The 15,869-nt window shown below is 53.8% G+C and carries 18 protein-coding genes; 6 read left to right on the top strand and 12 right to left on the bottom strand.

What is annotated here, in order from left to right:
- Positions 1-112: 112 nt before the first annotated feature.
- Positions 113-1,021, top strand: a complete 909-nt coding sequence (locus CGL_RS00795; protein WP_011013428.1) for an alpha/beta hydrolase — start codon at positions 113-115, stop codon at positions 1,019-1,021.
- On the opposite strand, the gene CGL_RS00790 is transcribed toward CGL_RS00795, so the two are convergent.
- The 7 genes from CGL_RS00790 to CGL_RS00760 all read right to left on the bottom strand — a co-directional run bounded on the left by CGL_RS00790 (position 1,018) and on the right by CGL_RS00760 (position 5,533).
- Positions 1,018-1,911, bottom strand: a complete 894-nt coding sequence (locus CGL_RS00790) for a hypothetical protein (RefSeq protein WP_011013427.1) — start codon at positions 1,909-1,911, stop codon at positions 1,018-1,020. The genes CGL_RS00795 and CGL_RS00790 overlap by 4 nt on opposite strands.
- Before the next feature lie 96 nt (positions 1,912-2,007).
- A complete protein-coding gene (locus CGL_RS00785; RefSeq protein ID WP_003863721.1) occupies positions 2,008-2,352 on the bottom strand; it encodes an MGMT family protein in 345 nt (114 codons plus the stop codon).
- A 12-nt stretch (positions 2,353-2,364) separates the two neighbouring features.
- Positions 2,365-3,219, bottom strand: coding sequence for a VOC family protein (locus CGL_RS00780; RefSeq protein WP_003857162.1), 855 nt, complete (start codon positions 3,217-3,219; stop codon positions 2,365-2,367).
- Positions 3,219-3,512 (bottom strand): RNA-binding S4 domain-containing protein, encoded by a 294-nt coding sequence (locus tag CGL_RS00775; RefSeq protein WP_003857164.1) that lies wholly within the window; start codon positions 3,510-3,512, stop codon positions 3,219-3,221. Before CGL_RS00775 ends, CGL_RS00780 begins: the two co-directional genes overlap by 1 nt.
- Positions 3,513-3,546: 34 nt before the next feature.
- On the bottom strand, positions 3,547-4,227 hold the full coding sequence (locus tag CGL_RS00770; protein WP_011013426.1) for a LysE family translocator: 681 nt from the start codon (positions 4,225-4,227) through the stop codon (positions 3,547-3,549).
- Positions 4,228-4,239: 12 nt separating this feature from the next.
- Positions 4,240-4,767: a DNA-3-methyladenine glycosylase I gene (locus CGL_RS00765; RefSeq protein ID WP_227747739.1), complete on the bottom strand. Its 528-nt coding sequence runs from the start codon at positions 4,765-4,767 to the stop codon at positions 4,240-4,242.
- A 73-nt stretch (positions 4,768-4,840) separates the two neighbouring features.
- Positions 4,841-5,533: an alpha-ketoglutarate-dependent dioxygenase AlkB family protein gene (locus CGL_RS00760; protein WP_011013424.1), complete on the bottom strand. Its 693-nt coding sequence runs from the start codon at positions 5,531-5,533 to the stop codon at positions 4,841-4,843.
- 26 nt (positions 5,534-5,559) lie between these two features.
- Between CGL_RS00760 and CGL_RS00755 the strand changes: the two genes are divergently transcribed.
- Together CGL_RS00755 and CGL_RS00750 are read left to right on the top strand one after the other, a co-directional pair.
- The gene (locus CGL_RS00755; protein ID WP_020948495.1) at positions 5,560-6,237 is read left to right on the top strand and encodes a sugar O-acetyltransferase; all 678 of its coding nucleotides are present in this window, start codon (positions 5,560-5,562) and stop codon (positions 6,235-6,237) included.
- A gap of 530 nt (positions 6,238-6,767) precedes the next feature.
- The gene (locus tag CGL_RS00750; RefSeq protein WP_011013422.1) at positions 6,768-9,158 is read left to right on the top strand and encodes an ATP-dependent RNA helicase; all 2,391 of its coding nucleotides are present in this window, start codon (positions 6,768-6,770) and stop codon (positions 9,156-9,158) included.
- Positions 9,159-9,563: 405 nt separating this feature from the next.
- Here CGL_RS00750 and CGL_RS00745 read toward each other — a convergent pair whose 3' ends face one another.
- Complete coding sequence (locus CGL_RS00745) at positions 9,564-9,941, bottom strand: hypothetical protein (protein WP_011265472.1); 378 nt, start codon at positions 9,939-9,941, stop codon at positions 9,564-9,566.
- A gap of 67 nt (positions 9,942-10,008) precedes the next feature.
- The gene (locus CGL_RS00740) at positions 10,009-10,791 is read right to left on the bottom strand and encodes a TSUP family transporter (protein ID WP_003863714.1); all 783 of its coding nucleotides are present in this window, start codon (positions 10,789-10,791) and stop codon (positions 10,009-10,011) included.
- Between the two features lie 135 nt (positions 10,792-10,926).
- Between CGL_RS00740 and CGL_RS00735 the strand changes: the two genes are divergently transcribed.
- Together CGL_RS00735 and CGL_RS00730 are read left to right on the top strand one after the other, a co-directional pair.
- Positions 10,927-11,418, top strand: coding sequence for a hypothetical protein (locus CGL_RS00735; RefSeq protein WP_011013420.1), 492 nt, complete (start codon positions 10,927-10,929; stop codon positions 11,416-11,418).
- Between the two features lie 32 nt (positions 11,419-11,450).
- Entirely contained in the window at positions 11,451-12,590 is a 1,140-nt protein-coding gene (locus CGL_RS00730; RefSeq protein WP_011013419.1) for an AbrB family transcriptional regulator, read from the top strand.
- A gap of 7 nt (positions 12,591-12,597) precedes the next feature.
- Here the strand turns inward: CGL_RS00730 and CGL_RS00725 are convergent, their stop codons facing one another.
- Positions 12,598-14,259, bottom strand: coding sequence for a DUF885 domain-containing protein (locus CGL_RS00725; RefSeq protein ID WP_011013418.1), 1,662 nt, complete (start codon positions 14,257-14,259; stop codon positions 12,598-12,600).
- A 141-nt stretch (positions 14,260-14,400) separates the two neighbouring features.
- Between CGL_RS00725 and panD the strand changes: the two genes are divergently transcribed.
- Entirely contained in the window at positions 14,401-14,811 is a 411-nt protein-coding gene (panD, locus tag CGL_RS00720; RefSeq protein ID WP_003857183.1) for an aspartate 1-decarboxylase, read from the top strand.
- On the opposite strand, the gene CGL_RS00715 is transcribed toward panD, so the two are convergent.
- Positions 14,808-15,143: an META domain-containing protein gene (locus CGL_RS00715; protein WP_003863712.1), complete on the bottom strand. Its 336-nt coding sequence runs from the start codon at positions 15,141-15,143 to the stop codon at positions 14,808-14,810. The genes panD and CGL_RS00715 overlap by 4 nt on opposite strands.
- Positions 15,140-15,859, bottom strand: a complete 720-nt coding sequence (locus tag CGL_RS00710; RefSeq protein ID WP_011013417.1) for a trimeric intracellular cation channel family protein — start codon at positions 15,857-15,859, stop codon at positions 15,140-15,142. The genes CGL_RS00715 and CGL_RS00710 overlap by 4 nt, the downstream gene beginning before the upstream one ends.
- Between the last annotated feature and the right edge of the window lie 10 nt (positions 15,860-15,869).

Below are 15,869 nucleotides of genomic sequence, written 5' to 3'. Positions count from 1 at the left end.
CGGTTTTCGAGCGCCCGGGCCGAAATCATTCCAATCTCACCCCCACCCAAAACACTGTTGATATTTTCACTTTCCAACCAGCGACGTGAGCGCACGCACTAAGGTTGTGCCCATGGCTGAAAACAACACCCCACAAGAAACTGAACAAGATCAGGAAGCACGCTTCCGTGAGGAGTTCGAGGTTGGCGGTAAGGATCGTCAGCTTTCTGAAGAAGAACAGCTGGAGCAGCTCGGATCGTATATTGATGCGCACTACCCTGTTCCAGATTTCACGCCCCCTTGGGCAGGTGGCGCCGGCGATCCTGATCCAGCAGACCGCTATATTGCACATCTTCCCGATCGCACCACGCATACTGCGATGATCATGTTGGGTTCTGGCCTTGATCATTCCATGCCGGGTGTCGCATTTATCGGTGGTGTGAGCGTCGATGACGTCCCGGAGGTCGGAGGCGCGATTTTCCACCCGTCGAATCCGACGGGCCGCTGGGCTGTATCGTTCCACAGCGGTGGTTGGTGGCGCGGTTCCGGTGATGCGTTGGAGTTCCAGTGGCGTCCAGAGGTCGCGGCAGCTGCGGAATTGTCCGGCACAACCATCCTTGACCTGGACTATCCGCTGGCCCCAGGCCATAACCTCCACGATATGAATGAGGTTGTGGGCAAGGCGGTCGGTTACGCCCGCCACCATAATCCGGTGTCGATCACGGGTTGGGGTTATTCCTCGGGCGCGGCGTTAGCCGCGATTAATGCATCGCTTTTCGACGCCCTGGTCCTCACCTTTCCGGACCTGGGTAGCGTCGAGAAGCTCCCTGCCGAAATTCGTGGAGACGCTGTAGTGCCCGCGGCGGCTGCGTGGCCGACGACCTTTGTGCAGATCGCGGCGCAGGATGAGATCGCGGAGCGGCCAGGAGAGCTTGGCGACGCGACCGTGAAGGAATACGTTTCCCGCCACCGTATTTCCACACCGAAGGTCGCGCGCGAAAAAATCACCGACGTGGCGGAGTTCCTTAAAACTGTTTGCTAATGTGCCAGCAGGTTGTAAATAAACGCTGGCGCTGGGGCTGAATTAGGTAAAAAGCTGAGGGTTTTTCCATAAATAGTGCCCTCAAGCTGTGCTTTCAGCTCCGCGCCAGTGTGCATTCCCAAATGCGTAGTCTCTGCAGCGCACTCACACAGCTGATCCACCTGCTCCTCGATCGCGGTGGTTACTTCCTCCGGATACAGCGAAGACACGGAATCTTGGACATCTTCGGTGAGCGTTTCGGCGTCACCGTAGGTGTTGGCAGCGATCACAAAACCAGGGCCAAAGCTGACCGATGAATGCACATCGAGGGAATCAGACCAACCAAATTTAGTACCGGTGACATCGGACAATGTAAAAGTGCCAAAGTTCTGGGCGTAGCCATCCGCCGCATACTCAGCGGTGTCAGACATTGCGTCAAGCAAGGGCTGCGCCGTGGGATCGTCGATGAGTGCTGCTACAAACGTCGCAATATCCACCGCACTGGTAGTTGCATTGCCCCAGAAACCAGCCCATTCGGTGTCTTCCAAATCGAAGGCATCAATAACCTCAGGAATTGCTTCCGGGTATTCGCTCTCCAAATAATCCGCGGTGAAATCATCAGAGTAGCGGATCATATCTGGGACTAGTTCAATATCTTCTTCCGCGCCTTGAGCCAACACATAATAACCCAAATACAGCTTGGCCAGGGATAATGCCGGGCGGGATTCTTCGGCGTTGTCAGATTCTTGCACGCTGCCATCAGGGTTGATGATGGCAATTTGGGTGCGATCGGGAACGTTGTCGGACAGTTCAGCAGCATCAGCGGCGGCCATGGGGACCACCGTTGGAATGAGAAGTCCAGTGACAGCCACCATCGCGCTGAGGATCTTCAGCAGACGGGGAGTTTTCATACCAGTAAACGTTACTGCCCTGTTATAAAAAACTTGCACTCAGAAGTTGTGCTGGAGCTATACTGTACGGAAACAATTAGGAACTACCAATGATGGCTAGTCAGCTATTTGTTGAAGCTTCCCTGCGATAGTTTCTAGTTCTTCTTCAGAAAGACGATGCTGCTGCATTCTCACTTTTGGTGCGCTGAGCTCTGAAAACGCAATATTTTCCTCTGCCCATTTAGACCGCGCGGTGCCCGCTACCTGGGAGCCACCATCAGAGCGAACCACCCTCCACCAAGATGTGAATTGCCCAGCGGTCGCCATGATCCGGCCGACCTGACGCGGACCAGTTCCTACTATTTTGGCAATGTCCCCGTAGGTTGCTACTTTTCCCTGCGGAATGAGGTCTGCGCAGTCGAGCACCATGGAGGTGAGCTCATCAAATTCTAATTCCTCCATGGCGCTGTAGGATTACTGTCCTTCTTGCTTGCGGAACTGCTCTTCGAAAGCACTGAGATCGATGTCGAAGAGATCATCGCCTTCTGCTGCTTCCTCGACGTATTCCTCTACTTCACACAAGGTAATTGTGGCACCAGTGGAATCAGAGATGAGAACCATGCGGCCAAATTCTGAGTCCCATGGCTTACGAATAACATCGCCACCAAATTCCTTGGCCTTCGCTGCAGCATCATCGGCGTTGAGCACGCCAAGGTAGGACTGCCAGAAGCTTGGAACCTGAGGTGGGAAGTGGCCTTTGGCATCAAAAATTCCAGCAAAGGCGGAACCGTCAGCCAATGCGGTGGTGTAGCGGAAACTATCGTCTTCAGCACTAGCCATTTCAGAGGTTGTCCAAGTGAACAGCTCACCGTAGAAATCGATAGCTTCGGAATATTTGGAGACAGTGGTGAGTTCATGCCACACGGATGTGCCTGGTTCACCAGCAGCGACGAATGATTCCTCGCTGCCTGGCTCAATAACGCCGAACAGTGCGCCGGCAGTATCAACAGCTAGGATCATGCGTCCCAAGTGCACGTCAGTTGGCTCGGCCAGAATTCGTCCACCCAGTTCTGCGATCTTCTTTGCAGTGGCATCCAGATCGTAGGAGAGGAAGTAGGTAATCCAGGTATCCGGGATGCTTGATTCACCGCGCTGATCGATCAGCCCTGCCACGGGTAGTCCCTGCAGACGAGCCATGCGGTAGCCATCGTTGACTTCTTCAATTTCCCAGCCGAGAACGTTTTCGTAGAAGTGTGCAGATTTTGCAATGTCCGAGGTGGACAGGTCGATCCAATACGGCATTCCTGGCATTGCCTCAAAGGCTGGCATTACATGTTCCTCCACTTTTCGGGATCGAAGTCATCGTTTGCGGTGGCTTCGTCAAAATAATCGTCGTCGGCTGCGTCACCAGTAGACACCTGCGCGCATACCTCGCCGATGCACACCACATCGCCATCGCGAAGTGTCTTACCCCTTCGGGTATCCACTTCACCATTGACGGTGACATCACCGTTAGCGATGGCATCTTTGGCCGCTCCGCCTGATTCGACAAGGTTGGCCAATTTGATGAACTGACCTAACTTGATGGTCTCGTCCTTGATGTGCACTTCTTCAGGTTGCATAGTGCCTAAGTCTAGTGACGTCCTGGGGGCGGGGCTAACCCACTACCCTGCCACCGATTCCTACAACCCCCTCGAAGATCATGAACATTCCCAGCCCGATGAAAATCACCCCCGTTAGCAGGTCGATGATGGCTCCATTTCGGGTGAGGCCAGCGGCTAGTTTGCGGACCAAGACGGCGAACCCCACAAACCACAGCAGGCCAGTGAGGGTGAGGAAGACTCCAATGAAAATACTCCACCCGATTCCCATGTCAGGTCTAACAAATTGGGCGAAAACGGAACCAAAAAACAGCACAGCTTTGGGGTTGGACAAGTTGGTAGCAATGCCAGATCGAATAGCTGGCCACACTCCGACAGATGCAGCCGTGGCTGTCACCAACGTATTCTCTACAGCTTGAGAATCCGCTGCAGCTTGCTGTGTGGAGCGTTTCGTCCACCATGACCTCACCGCCCCGATGCCCATCCAGGTCAAATAACCGCCACCGACGAGCTGCAACAGGTTCAAAATTGCTGGATACGTGGAGATCAGTGCCGAGAGCCCAAGGAGGCTGGCTATGATCCAGATGGAGTTTCCCACCATGATGCCTACGGCAGTCAGTACGCCATCACGGCGGTTTTTGGCACTTAGCCTGATGATCTGGAAAAGGTCTGGCCCAGGGGATGCAATTGCTGCGATCCACACCAGAAAAAGCGCTAGAAACTGTGCTGTTGTCATCGGAGTTATATCTTAGGCAGCCTTCAGCTCTGTGACCCCAATGGCCTGCTGGAGGATGCTCAAGGAGGTCAGTCCGATATGGGTAAAGCCCAAGGCTTTGAGATGCTTCACCATGGCTGTGGCGTCAGTTGAGTGGTCGGCAATAATTGAGTCAAAGGTGCCTGTTTCATCGTTTAACTCCAGCAACGCTTTGGCATTGGTGATGGCAGCGTTGATTTTTCTTCGGTTTCTAAAAATCTGTAGATCATCAAGTAGGCGTTCCACGTCGTCCTCATTGAAGGCGGCTACTTTTGCAACATCGAATTGGGCGAATGCTTGACGGAACCCTTCCCGTTTGGACAGCACAGCATGCCAGGTGACACCCACTTGGAAAACTACCAACGTCAAGATCTCAAAAAGAGCATTGAGATCCACCGGAGGTCTGCCCCACTCATTGTCGAAATACTCCCAACACAGCTCACTTCTAGATGCCCAGCGGGGCCGTGACTTTTCATCAGCGCAGATTACAAGTTCATTTGGATTAGCTTTGTTTGTTGTCATGGCGCGAACCATAATTTGAGCATGGGACATTGCGGGGCTATTTCACCCCCGAGACATACCTCTACCTGGAGTTTTATAGTGCAAGTTGGCGGATCGTGATGTTGATTCGCCCTTCTTTCAACCCGCATCCTGCAGGTGCAGTATTGGCCTCAATAGAGGGAATGCCATGAAATGCTTGCCTGTTTGCACCTCCGAAAACGATGAGATCACCACTCATTAGTGGGATATCTGTCCACGGTTTATTGCGGTTTAGAGTGCCGCCCAGTCGAAAGATTCCGGTATCACCGATCGATAGGGAGATCACAGGGGCTTCCGATTCTTCATTAGCGTCTTGGTGCATGCCCATTGAAGCATCTGGCGAGTAGTAATTCACCAATGCCGCTTCTGCTCGATATGCCTCCGACCAAGACTGAAGTGAATTGCTTAAAGATCCTGCAGACAGCAATGCTCGGTGTGCCAAGTCCACGAAAGAATCCGGCAGTGGTGGCACTGGAAAACCATCAACGACATCCACATAGCGATAAGGATTGGATGCCCAGTACTTTCCTAAATGCAACATATGGACACTCATCTGACCACTTTTCAGCTTGGGTCGGACCATCGCCAACGGTGTGCCCACAACTTCACGCGCAAGGTCTCGAGCCTGGGCGACCAGTGCCTTTTGCTCGGCCAAGCCGAGGAAGTTGGGCAGGTGCACCACGCCAGCTGCAACCCTGCGCGGTGGTCTGGGAAGTTGGTGGAGGGGATCGTCGAAAAGCGTAGGCACTAAAGTTCTCCTGCACAATGGAGGATATGGACAATGACTTTGAATCTATCGAGAAAATGAGCAGCGGCGATTGGTACGTGGCTACCGGCGCGGAACGTGAAGAAGTGGCACAAAAAACAGCGTTACTTTTCCACGAATACAACCAAATTGGACCTACAGACCCCGCACGAACTGCCGAAATACTAAGAACTGTACTAAATCCTGCCAGCGGAACCTGCACGATCAAAGCGCCAGCCATCATTGAATACGGCTTCAACACCACGATCGGCGAGCATGTGTTCATCAACTTTGGCCTCACCATTTTAGATATCGCACCGGTTCGCATCGGGGCACGCAGCATGCTCGGGCCAAACTGTCAGCTCTTCACCGCAGGTCACCCGGTCGATGACTGGGAAATGCGCTCCGGTGGGTGGGAAAATGGCGCACCCATTTCCATTGGCGAGGATACGTGGCTGGGTGGAAATGTCACCGTCGTTGGTGGCGTGAGCATTGGCGATAGGTGTGTGATTGGCGCGGGGGCCGTGGTGACCAAGGATATTCCGGATGATTCTATTGCTGTGGGCAACCCTGCGCGAGTAGTGCGGAAACGTGATGATAGCCGGCTCGAACGTTCGCAGCTGCCAGAAGGTGCTTCCGTGGATGCGTTGGGGATTCTTCCTACAAAATCACCTAGGCTGTCAGAAAATATTGCCGAAAAATATTAAATACGCAGGCACTAAGAAGAATGCGAAGCCGAGATTAATGCCAGTCAGCAGTGGTTTCTTTGCGACGATTCCTGCAATTGCTCCAGAAATTCCCAGAATCAAAGGGCAAATTACTTGGTGAAAGATGCACGACCTGGAAGAACCATGGAAAACTACTAAAGCTAAAATAGCGACAACGATACAACCGAGAGAAATCAGTGCTGTGGGAGTCCACCTGGTCTTTTGTTTTGATAAAAGTTTGGTGAAGTCTTGTTTCTCAGCACAGCCCACAATGACTTTCCTACTTTCCATTCCATAATGAATCTTGTCGATACGGTTAGATATAAGAGCACAACCCCTGGCGCAACTCTTGAAAGGACAGTGCCCTTACGTTAGAAAATGACATCTCTTTGTGGGGATATCCGCTTCGCCACGAAGGAAAAATTTACTTTCCACAACCCGCTAGAAAACACATCATCGCCTTAGGTTTCTCTGTAGAAGTTAGGAAAAAGATGTGTTCACTCAGCAAATTCTTAATGTACAGGCAATTGATGAGTTCAAGAATTGGCAATTTTCTTATAAATCGCATTTCCACGGGCCTGCCCGTAGAAAATATTATCCCTCACCTGCAAGAAGCTTTTTCGGCCGGACCTAAAAACCTTGTCATTCAGGCCCCTCCCGGCACAGGAAAAACGACACTTCTCCCCCCATTAGTAGCTAACATCTTATGTAATGAAGGAGCGGGAAATGCCACCCCAACCAAGGTTTTAGTAACGGCACCTCGTCGTGTGGCCGTCCGAGCAGCAGCTCGCAGACTCGCCCAACTAGATGATAGCCAGCTCGGAACAAAAGTGGGATTCAGCGTGCGTGGTGAACATATTTCAGGCTCCCACGTGCAATTTATGACCCCCGGTGTGTTAATCCGCCAGCTCTTAAACAACCCAGAATTACCCGGCATCGGCGCTGTGATTATCGATGAAGTCCACGAACGTCAACTCGATTCCGATCTACTGCTAGGAATGCTTGCTGAACTCAGTCAACTGCGCGACGATTTCTCCCTCATCGCCATGTCCGCAACCTTAGATTCAGATAAATTCGCAAACTTATTAGACGCTCAGGTCCTTAGTGTTGAAGCACCGATTTTCCCCTTAGACATTTCTTATGCTCCAGCCCGCGCGCCTCGCCTCAATGCAAAAGGTGTCGACTGGGATTTCCTCGACCACATGGCGCAGAAAACTCACGATGCGGTGACACATTCAGAGCACTCTGCACTCATTTTCGTCCCAGGTGTGCGTGAAATTGATCGAGTAATGAGCACGCTCAAATCGCTCGGCCATAATAATGTTTTCCCACTTCATGGCCAACTCAGCCCGACCGAACAAGACCGCGCCCTCGCACCGTCACAACAGCAGCGCATCATTGTCTCCACTCCCGTTGCGGAAAGCTCCCTAACTGTGCCTGGAGTTCGCATCGTGGTGGATTCCGGCCTCTCACGAAGCCCCAAACGAGACTCTGCCCGCGGCATGACAGGACTGATCACCAGCAGTTGCGCGCAGGCTTCAGCAGGCCAACGCGCAGGTCGCGCTGGCCGTGAAGGACCAGGACAAATAATCAGATGCTATTCCGAAGAAGACTTCTCCCACTTCCCACGATTTGTGACACCAGAAATCAGCTCCGCTGACCTCACCCAAGCAGCCCTCTGGCTCGCCCAATGGGGAACGTCACCTGCGGATTTACCGCTTCTTGATCAACCCCCTCACGCAGCCTGGACGGCTGCACAACAGATCCTGCGCCTCATCGGCGCGCTTGAAGGTGACGCTATCACGAGCCTGGGACATCGCTTATCGACGCTTCCCCTCTGCCCTCAACTCAGCGCTTCTCTCCTCCGCTTCGGTGAACAATCCGCAAAAATCTTGGCGGTGGTGTCCGAAAACCCGCAGGGGGACGTCGAAAAGCAACAACCCGACAAGCGTGAAGTGGAACGCCTTCGCCGTTTGGCACCTGCGTCGGTTGGAAAAGCGAGTGCGGGGCAAATCGTAGGCGCTGCATTCCCGCAGCTCATCGGCCGAAAAATAGACAATGGAGAATACCTTTTAGCCAGTGGAACCCGCGCACGCCTCATGGATTCAGATCTCAAAGATGCCGAATGGATCTCCGTTGCTGCAATTAACCGCTCACAAAATTCTGCCATCATCCGCGCCGCCGCCCGCATTTCAGAGGACGATGCCATAGACATCATCGGAGTCGTGGAAGAAACCCGCGCGATTTTTGTCAACGGAAAAGTCCAAGCCCGGAAGGTCAAAGCAGCAGGCGCGATCGAATTAAGTTCCACTCCGACAAAACCAACACCCGCCGAAGCCTCGGAAACAATCGCCACAGCCCTTGCCAAAGGCGGAATCGACCTATTCCACTTCTCCGACAAAGCGGCATCCTTGCGTGACCGACTGAAATTCATCCACGAACACCGTGGCGAACCCTGGCCAGATATTGAAACTGCGGACCCGCACCTGTGGTTATCTCCAGAAATTGAGGCGCTCAGCCACGGAACACGACTAAACAATATCGATATGTATCCCGCACTCCAGCGACTTCTCCCCTGGCCTGAAGCAACCAACTTTGAAGAATTCGCTCCTTCCCACCTATCCGTACCCAGCGGGAATCAGCACCGACTAGATTATTCATCAGGCAGGCCAGTTATACGAGTGAAATTACAAGAATGCTTCGGATTAGAAGAATCCCCGCAGCTCTGCGGAATCCCGGTGCAATTTCATCTCCTGTCACCTGCGGGAAGACCTCTTGCAGTTACCGATGACCTGCGTAGTTTCTGGTCTGGCCCGTACAGCCAAGTCCGTGCAGAAATGCGGGGCCGGTACCCCAAACACCCGTGGCCGGAGGATCCATGGACCGCTCCTGCCACTGCGCGCACCAAGAATCGCATGTAGTTTTGGCACGACTTGATGTGAGCCGATTTAAGGCCCTCTTTGTACGCAGTGACCTGTTGCCCCAATTTAGCGCTCAAAGGCCCTGAGAGGCGATTCTAGAAGGGGCCGATTTTGAGGTCATTGGGACTGTTGTGATTTCTGAACAGTTGCTGCGGGTTTGCTGTTCAACTTCTCGTTACGGATCACCGAGAAAACTTAAAAGCGAACGAGTATTTGTATTTCAATGTCGGATTAGCAGGAATTTTCGATCAAAATCGGCCTTTTACCGCGGTCCGGGGACGGATGTTTGCGTTTCACCACACCCCAAGCCCCAATGACTCATTTCTGAGAGTCTCCCGCAAGGTTCCAGGGCAAGGATTCACCACACCGCCCAAGAATCTACGGGTCTGTGGTGGCTCCTAACAACTACGCAGACTTCAGCTTCGTACCCAATTGAGCAACGGATTCAGCCGTGAGATAGGTGTCATCGTCGGGGTGGAGATGAGTGCAGGTTTCGGCTTCACAGAATTGGAATTTCTCTGGCAGATGGTGTGCGATGTCGGCGGCTGCTACTGCGAGAGCGGGTAGGTGGACTGATGGAGCGATGATGTGGAGCTCGTCGAGTCCTAAAAGACGGGTTGATTCTGCTGCGCCGAGGAGAAGTTCTGAGAAGTTATCGTTTGGGGTGTCTTCGGCGACCACGACTGTGACTGTTGTGGATATTGGTGCAAGAGTCAGGTCGGGGTAACTAAGCGGATCATCCGAGTTGCGCTCGGAGATGCTTTCTAGTTTTGTCTTTGCCATGCCTCCCATCCTAGGAATGTTCCCTGCCACAAACCAGGATGATTTCTTAGAGTTTGCCCCGACTTATCTACATTCCTTGGATTTGTTGCCAGGTGAGGTAGACGCTCATGACGACAACCAGGGTTAGTAGTGCGTATCTAATTAGCCTGGTACCGCCACCAAGCACCGTTCGGGCACCGAGTTGTGCGCCTGCGACATTGGCGACTGCCAGCACGAGTCCTAGGGTCCACCACATGTGGCCGCCGATGATGAATACAATTAGCGCACCCAGGTTTGTTGCGGTGTTTACGACCTTCGCCATGGCTGCGGAGGACAGGAAATTTTGGGAGAGCAGTGCGGTGAACGCCATGATGAGGAACATGCCGGTTCCGGGTCCGAAGATGCCGTCGTAGGCTGCGATGAGTCCGACTGCAACGATGGCGGCCCAGCGTTTCCATCCGGTGGGCAGGGCTTTGCTTTCGCCGGTTCCGAAGTTTGGTTTGAACACCACGATCAGGCCAACGACCAGCATCAACACGATGATCAGCGGTCGCATGATTTGTTTGTCAATGAGACTCGCAGCCAGGGCGCCTGCACCGGAGCACACAGCTGCCACCAGAACGTAGAGCGCAAGCAGTTTTTTGTCGGGTTTGACGCGCCTGACCAGGGTGAATGCCGCCGATGCCGTGCCGGTGACGGCTGCCAGTTTGTTGGAGGCCAGCGCTGTCACAGGTGCGAGTTGCGGCATGACCGCGAGGATCAGCGGGATGAGGACGAGTCCGCCACCGCCGATTACTGCGTCGATCCATCCGGCTACGGCGGCGCCTGCGATGAGGATGCCCCACCCGCTAGCTGCTAATTCCAACCCCATGTGGTGCGCTCCTATCACATCCCGGTATCAGTCTTGCATCATTTGTGTTGTTTAAAGTATATGGCTGTTGAAGTGCCATTTTCGCGGATTAGCATGGGAATCACCAGTATTTCTGGACGGTTAAGGATGATTCATATGCGTAATCAAACAATCGCTGCGGTCGCAGCTTTGGTCCTGCTCACCGCCGCCACGCCCGCGATCGCTGCCACCCCGGCGACAGCTGGAAACGGACTCTATTCCATTGACATGGGCGACGAGCAAAAGCTTACCTGCGTGCTTTTCGATGAGCCCTCCACCGAAGCGCACGTCGTCGCCAGCTGTGCTGCGACTTTCCCGGTGACCTGGAAGCTTCTCGACGGCGCTCACGAACAAGCCGCGAAACTTGAAATCACCCAGGCTCAAGACGGTGAACTCTCGGTGACAGCCAGCAAGCAGCCGTTGATCACCACGATGATTGCGCCCACCAGCATCACTAAGCCCATCACTGTCAATAGGCTTGTGGTTGTTCCTGGTGAGAATGAGGTTCGCTTTTATGCTACCGATCCTGATGTTTTACCAGTGCTGATCACGCCTGACTCCTATGAAGTGTTGACCGATTCCGCTGCTAAAGTGAAAGCGACATTATGAAATAAACGTGGATCAAGGAGTCCGGTGCCCAATTGAGCGATAAAGAACCAGACCCCCACGAACAAATTCCAGAGAAGCCATCCCGCAAGGTTATTGCACTTCGTTGGTGCATCGTAGCGCCGCTGTCGCTAGCCGTGGGGTGGCTTTTTACTATGTGGGGTGTGCCAGCCGCATGGATCCTCGGGGCGATCCTTGTTGCCGGTGTATGTGCGCTGACCACAGGGCAAGATCTTCCGATGGCCAAGGGGGTGCATGTTTTTGGTCGCTCAATCGTGGCGATGCTGGCGGCGCTGCCTTTGATTAGTTCTTCTGGTTCGGAACTTGTTCGTTTCCTCATCCCGGGTCTTGTGATTTCCTTTTTCACCATCGCGGTAGGCATCGTTGGTGGTTTGTTGCTGGCAAGATCCAGGCCGGAGATTTTGCCGGAAACTGGTGTGCTGTCCATGCTGGCGGGTGGCGCGTCGGTGATGCCGATTCTGGCCCGAGAGTTGGGCGCTGATTTCCGCTATGTGGCGCTGACGCAGTACCTCAGGTTGTTGGTTGTGTCCATGACGTTGCCGCTGGTGACGCACTTTTTCGTCCCTGGCGGGGCGGATTTGGGATCGCCGCCTGAGAAATGGTTGGACGTGTTGAGTTTGGGAGAGTTCGGGACGTCGATAAGCGTTTTATCGCTGCTGGTGCTCTTCGGTATTGTGCTGGCCGGCGAACCTCTCGGCAGGTTGCTGCGCTTGCCTGCCCCTGCGGTGATGGGGCCGCTGATCCTGACCGTGCTGGTGAGTTTTGTGATTCCAGATGATCTCAGCCTGCAACCGCCAACCGTGTTTAAGATTATCGCGTTCATGGCGATCGGTTGGATGTGTGGCGGTGCCTTGAATATGACCGCGCTGAAGGTGTTTTCTAAGCAGCTTCCGGCCACGTTCTTGTTTATTTTCGCGCTGCTTGCGGTGTGCGCAGGTGCGGCGGGGCTGCTCACCTGGTGGTTGGATATCAGCTTCTTCGAGGCTTACCTAGCAACCAGCCCTGGAGCTCTGGAGACGGTGTTGGCGCTGTCCTCGGAAGGATCTGCAGGCCCGGTGGTGGTCACGATCCAGATCATTCGACTACTGGCAATCTTGACCATCGCCGGTTTGATCCCCACGCTACTGCGACGCATTTTGCGTAGGGATCGTTAAAGGCCTTCTAGTTCAGCACCTGATCGCGCAAAATGCCCATCGGGATGCTGCCATAGGACAATGCCTTGCTGTGGAATTGCGCCAAGGTTTGCCCCTGGCTAATGGCCTCATCGCGCAGGTTCAACCAGAGTCGCTGACCAATGGCATACGATGCGGCCTGACCTGGCCAACCAAGGTAACGGTTGAGCTCAAAGTACAGCGCATCTTCATTCATGGACGTATTTTCACGCAGGAAGCTGCGCGCATAAGACGCATCCCACAGGCCGGTGCACTCTGGGTTCCTCTTGTTCAGGTGAATTCCGATGTCAATGGCCACGCGGGCTGCACGGAGTCGCTGAGCATCAAGGTAGCCCATGAGGTTGCCTGGATCTTCGTGGTATCCCAATTCCTTCATGAGAGATTCTGCGTACAGCGCCCAACCTTCACCGTGGCCAGAGTTCCAGCAAGCGACTCGACGCCACAGGTTCAGATCCTTTTCCACCAAAGTTTGGGAGATCTGCAGGTGGTGGCCAGGAACACCCTCGTGGAACACGGTGGTGAGCTCTTGCCAGGTGTGGAAGACTTCCTGGGTTTTAGGCACAGACCACCACATGCGGCCAGGCCTGGAGAAATCATCGCTTGGTGGGGTGTAGAAAATGCCGCCAGTTCCAGCAGGATCGATGAGGCACTCAACCTGTCGAGCCTGCTCTGGAATGTTGAAGGAAACGCCATCTAGATCAGCGATTGCCTGATCAGCGGTCTTTTGCATCCACTCCTGCAGAGCATCAGTGCCTCGGATGAGGTAGCGCTCATCAGCATTGAGCTTCTTCATGGCCTCACGGATCGTGGTGCCAGGGCCGTACAGCTGCTGGGCTACCTGAAGCTGCTGAGCATCAATGTCACGCAGCTGTTCCAGGGACCATTGGTAAGCCTCATCCAGATCTACAAACTCGCCGACGTGCAGGTGGGAGAACATTTCATAGCGATCCCGGCCAACCGCATCCACATGAGGAGCATGCGGAGCCAGTTGCTCTGCTAACCAACCGGCAACTCGTGCAAAAGCTTCCTGGGCCTCTACAACTACTGGATCATTTTCATCCAAGCCAAGGTGCTGCAAAACGGAGTCCTCATCAGCGAGGTCCTCACATTGCGACACCACTTCTTCCACCTGGCGGACCGCTGCAACATGGCCTTGGCTGGCAGCCTCAGCGAGTGATTCACAGTATCCGTGGAGAGCGTCGGGGACGCGGGAGAGACGTTCGCGGAGATTTTCCACATCATCGTCCGTCTCGCGGGGCATGATGAGGAAGGTATCGCGGATGGTCTGGACTGGGGAATCAATGTTGTTGAGATTCGCTAAGGTTTCGCCCTGGTGGTGCAGGGCCAGATCCAGGCATACGCGATCACGGAGAACATCAGCGGTGACGCGGTCAACGTCATCGAAATCTTCTTCGTCATCGTTGTCATCAGTGCCGTCATCAAAAGCATCAACATCGGCAACCATGTCGCGGTTGCGTTCGGCGATGGCATTCCAATAGTCAGGAGAGAAATCCTGAAGATCACCTTCGAAGCCTGAGATACCCCATGCAGTGGCATCAGTGGGAGACAAAGCTGCCAAATCATGGACAAAGACCTCGGAGGAGGCGTCTAACAGTGAAGGAGAACGTTTATCAGAACTCTGAAGAGTCATAAGTGGCTATCGTAGCGATTTTTTCGGCATAATCCCACCTGACGCGGGGGTTGTTGCCGGATCGAAATATTCCTTTCCTTGTCATCTCACGCTATGATTTCTAAAACTTGCAGGACAACCCCCATAAGGACACCACAGGACATGCTGCGCACCATCCTCGGAAGTAAGATTCACCGAGCCACTGTCACTCAAGCTGATCTAGATTATGTTGGCTCTGTAACCATCGACGCCGACCTGGTTCACGCCGCCGGATTGATCGAAGGCGAAAAAGTTGCCATCGTAGACATCACCAACGGCGCTCGTCTGGAAACTTATGTCATTGTGGGCGACGCCGGAACGGGCAATATTTGCATCAATGGTGCCGCTGCACACCTTATTAATCCTGGCGATCTTGTGATCATCATGAGCTACCTTCAGGCAACTGATGCGGAAGCCAAGGCGTATGAGCCAAAGATTGTGCACGTGGACGCCGACAACCGCATCGTTGCGCTCGGCAACGATCTTGCGGAAGCACTACCTGGATCCGGGCTTTTGACGTCGAGAAGCATTTAGCGTTTTAGCTCGCCAATATTGCTGCCGGCCTCGTTGAAAATGGTCATGGTGGCATCGGTGACGGTGGCGGTGTGCATCTGGGACAGCCAATCGTTGACGCCTTCGCAGTACATTTCTGTCATACCGATGGCGCCGAAAGTGATGGTAGAGCCGTCTTTTTCCCAGCCACCAAAAAGTCTGTTGCAGCCGTCGGTTCCGGACAGCGTGCCGTCATCGGCTATTTCAAGGTAGGCATCTGCGGGTTCAGTGGCACGCCAGATTCCAGGAGCCGACGAGCTACACCCAGCAAGTGCCAACCCTGCCACCGCAATTAGTACTGCATAAGTTTTCATTTCTGATCCTTATCTTTACGCTCCGCTTTGGACAGCATTGCCCGCAATTGGCTGACCGTCAGATTCACCGGCGCGAAATCCGTGTTCACCGGAATGACCCAACCGCACCAATACGCAGTAACCGCCAACGCGATACCCAAGAACGGTGAAATAATCATACCCAGAATTACCTGGTCAAAGCTATGAAAAATAACCATTGACGTGGCAGAAAGCGTCGCAGGCACAGCGTAAAGAGTTCCGCCACCAAAAATCGTCGGCGTCTGGCCAGTAGCCACATCACGCACCATGCCACCACCCACCGCGGTGAGCACGCCCATGAAAATACTCGGCAGCGGAGCCACCCCCGCATTCATCGCCTTCACGGAACCCGTCACCGCCCAGACGCCCAACACAATGGCATCGCCGTGAACTTTAAACAGCTCCCACACCCTGCCTTTAAAGTTCACCGCCATGGCAATCAGCGCGCCAGAAAACGCGAGCGCAAGGTAGATCTGATTATCGATCGCCGCGACAGTCCCCTGCTGAATCAGCATGTCACGGATCATTCCGCCACCCAGCGCAGAAAATAACGCCAGGAACAGAAAGCCAATGATGTCATAGCCTCGTTGCCTGGCGATCGTTCCACCGATTATTCCGTTCAGCAGCACGCCGATGAGATCGAGGGCGTCATAAAGCCCCGAAACGGTGGAATCAACCTGAGCCAGTGCAAGATCCATGCTTTAAACA

The organism is Corynebacterium glutamicum ATCC 13032 (assembly GCF_000011325.1).
In the GTDB taxonomy this organism is placed as follows: domain Bacteria; phylum Actinomycetota; class Actinomycetes; order Mycobacteriales; family Mycobacteriaceae; genus Corynebacterium; species Corynebacterium glutamicum.
This window is presented reverse-complemented; position numbering and strand designations above follow the sequence as displayed.

Coding starts and splice junctions, on each gene's coding strand:
- CGL_RS00795 (WP_011013428.1), top strand. CDS start 113: ATGGCTGAAAACAACACCCCACAAGAAACTGAACAAGATCAGGAAGCA.
- CGL_RS00790 (WP_011013427.1), bottom strand. CDS start 1,911: ATGAAAACTCCCCGTCTGCTGAAGATCCTCAGCGCGATGGTGGCTGTC.
- CGL_RS00785 (WP_003863721.1), bottom strand. CDS start 2,352: ATGGAGGAATTAGAATTTGATGAGCTCACCTCCATGGTGCTCGACTGC.
- CGL_RS00780 (WP_003857162.1), bottom strand. CDS start 3,219: ATGCCAGCCTTTGAGGCAATGCCAGGAATGCCGTATTGGATCGACCTG.
- CGL_RS00775 (WP_003857164.1), bottom strand. CDS start 3,512: ATGCAACCTGAAGAAGTGCACATCAAGGACGAGACCATCAAGTTAGGT.
- CGL_RS00770 (WP_011013426.1), bottom strand. CDS start 4,227: ATGACAACAGCACAGTTTCTAGCGCTTTTTCTGGTGTGGATCGCAGCA.
- CGL_RS00765 (WP_227747739.1), bottom strand. CDS start 4,767: ATGACAACAAACAAAGCTAATCCAAATGAACTTGTAATCTGCGCTGAT.
- CGL_RS00755 (WP_020948495.1), top strand. CDS start 5,560: ATGGACAATGACTTTGAATCTATCGAGAAAATGAGCAGCGGCGATTGG.
- CGL_RS00750 (WP_011013422.1), top strand. CDS start 6,768: ATGAGTTCAAGAATTGGCAATTTTCTTATAAATCGCATTTCCACGGGC.
- CGL_RS00745 (WP_011265472.1), bottom strand. CDS start 9,941: ATGGCAAAGACAAAACTAGAAAGCATCTCCGAGCGCAACTCGGATGAT.
- CGL_RS00740 (WP_003863714.1), bottom strand. CDS start 10,791: ATGGGGTTGGAATTAGCAGCTAGCGGGTGGGGCATCCTCATCGCAGGC.
- CGL_RS00735 (WP_011013420.1), top strand. CDS start 10,927: ATGCGTAATCAAACAATCGCTGCGGTCGCAGCTTTGGTCCTGCTCACC.
- CGL_RS00725 (WP_011013418.1), bottom strand. CDS start 14,259: ATGACTCTTCAGAGTTCTGATAAACGTTCTCCTTCACTGTTAGACGCC.
- panD (WP_003857183.1), top strand. CDS start 14,401: ATGCTGCGCACCATCCTCGGAAGTAAGATTCACCGAGCCACTGTCACT.
- CGL_RS00715 (WP_003863712.1), bottom strand. CDS start 15,143: ATGAAAACTTATGCAGTACTAATTGCGGTGGCAGGGTTGGCACTTGCT.
- CGL_RS00710 (WP_011013417.1), bottom strand. CDS start 15,859: ATGGATCTTGCACTGGCTCAGGTTGATTCCACCGTTTCGGGGCTTTAT.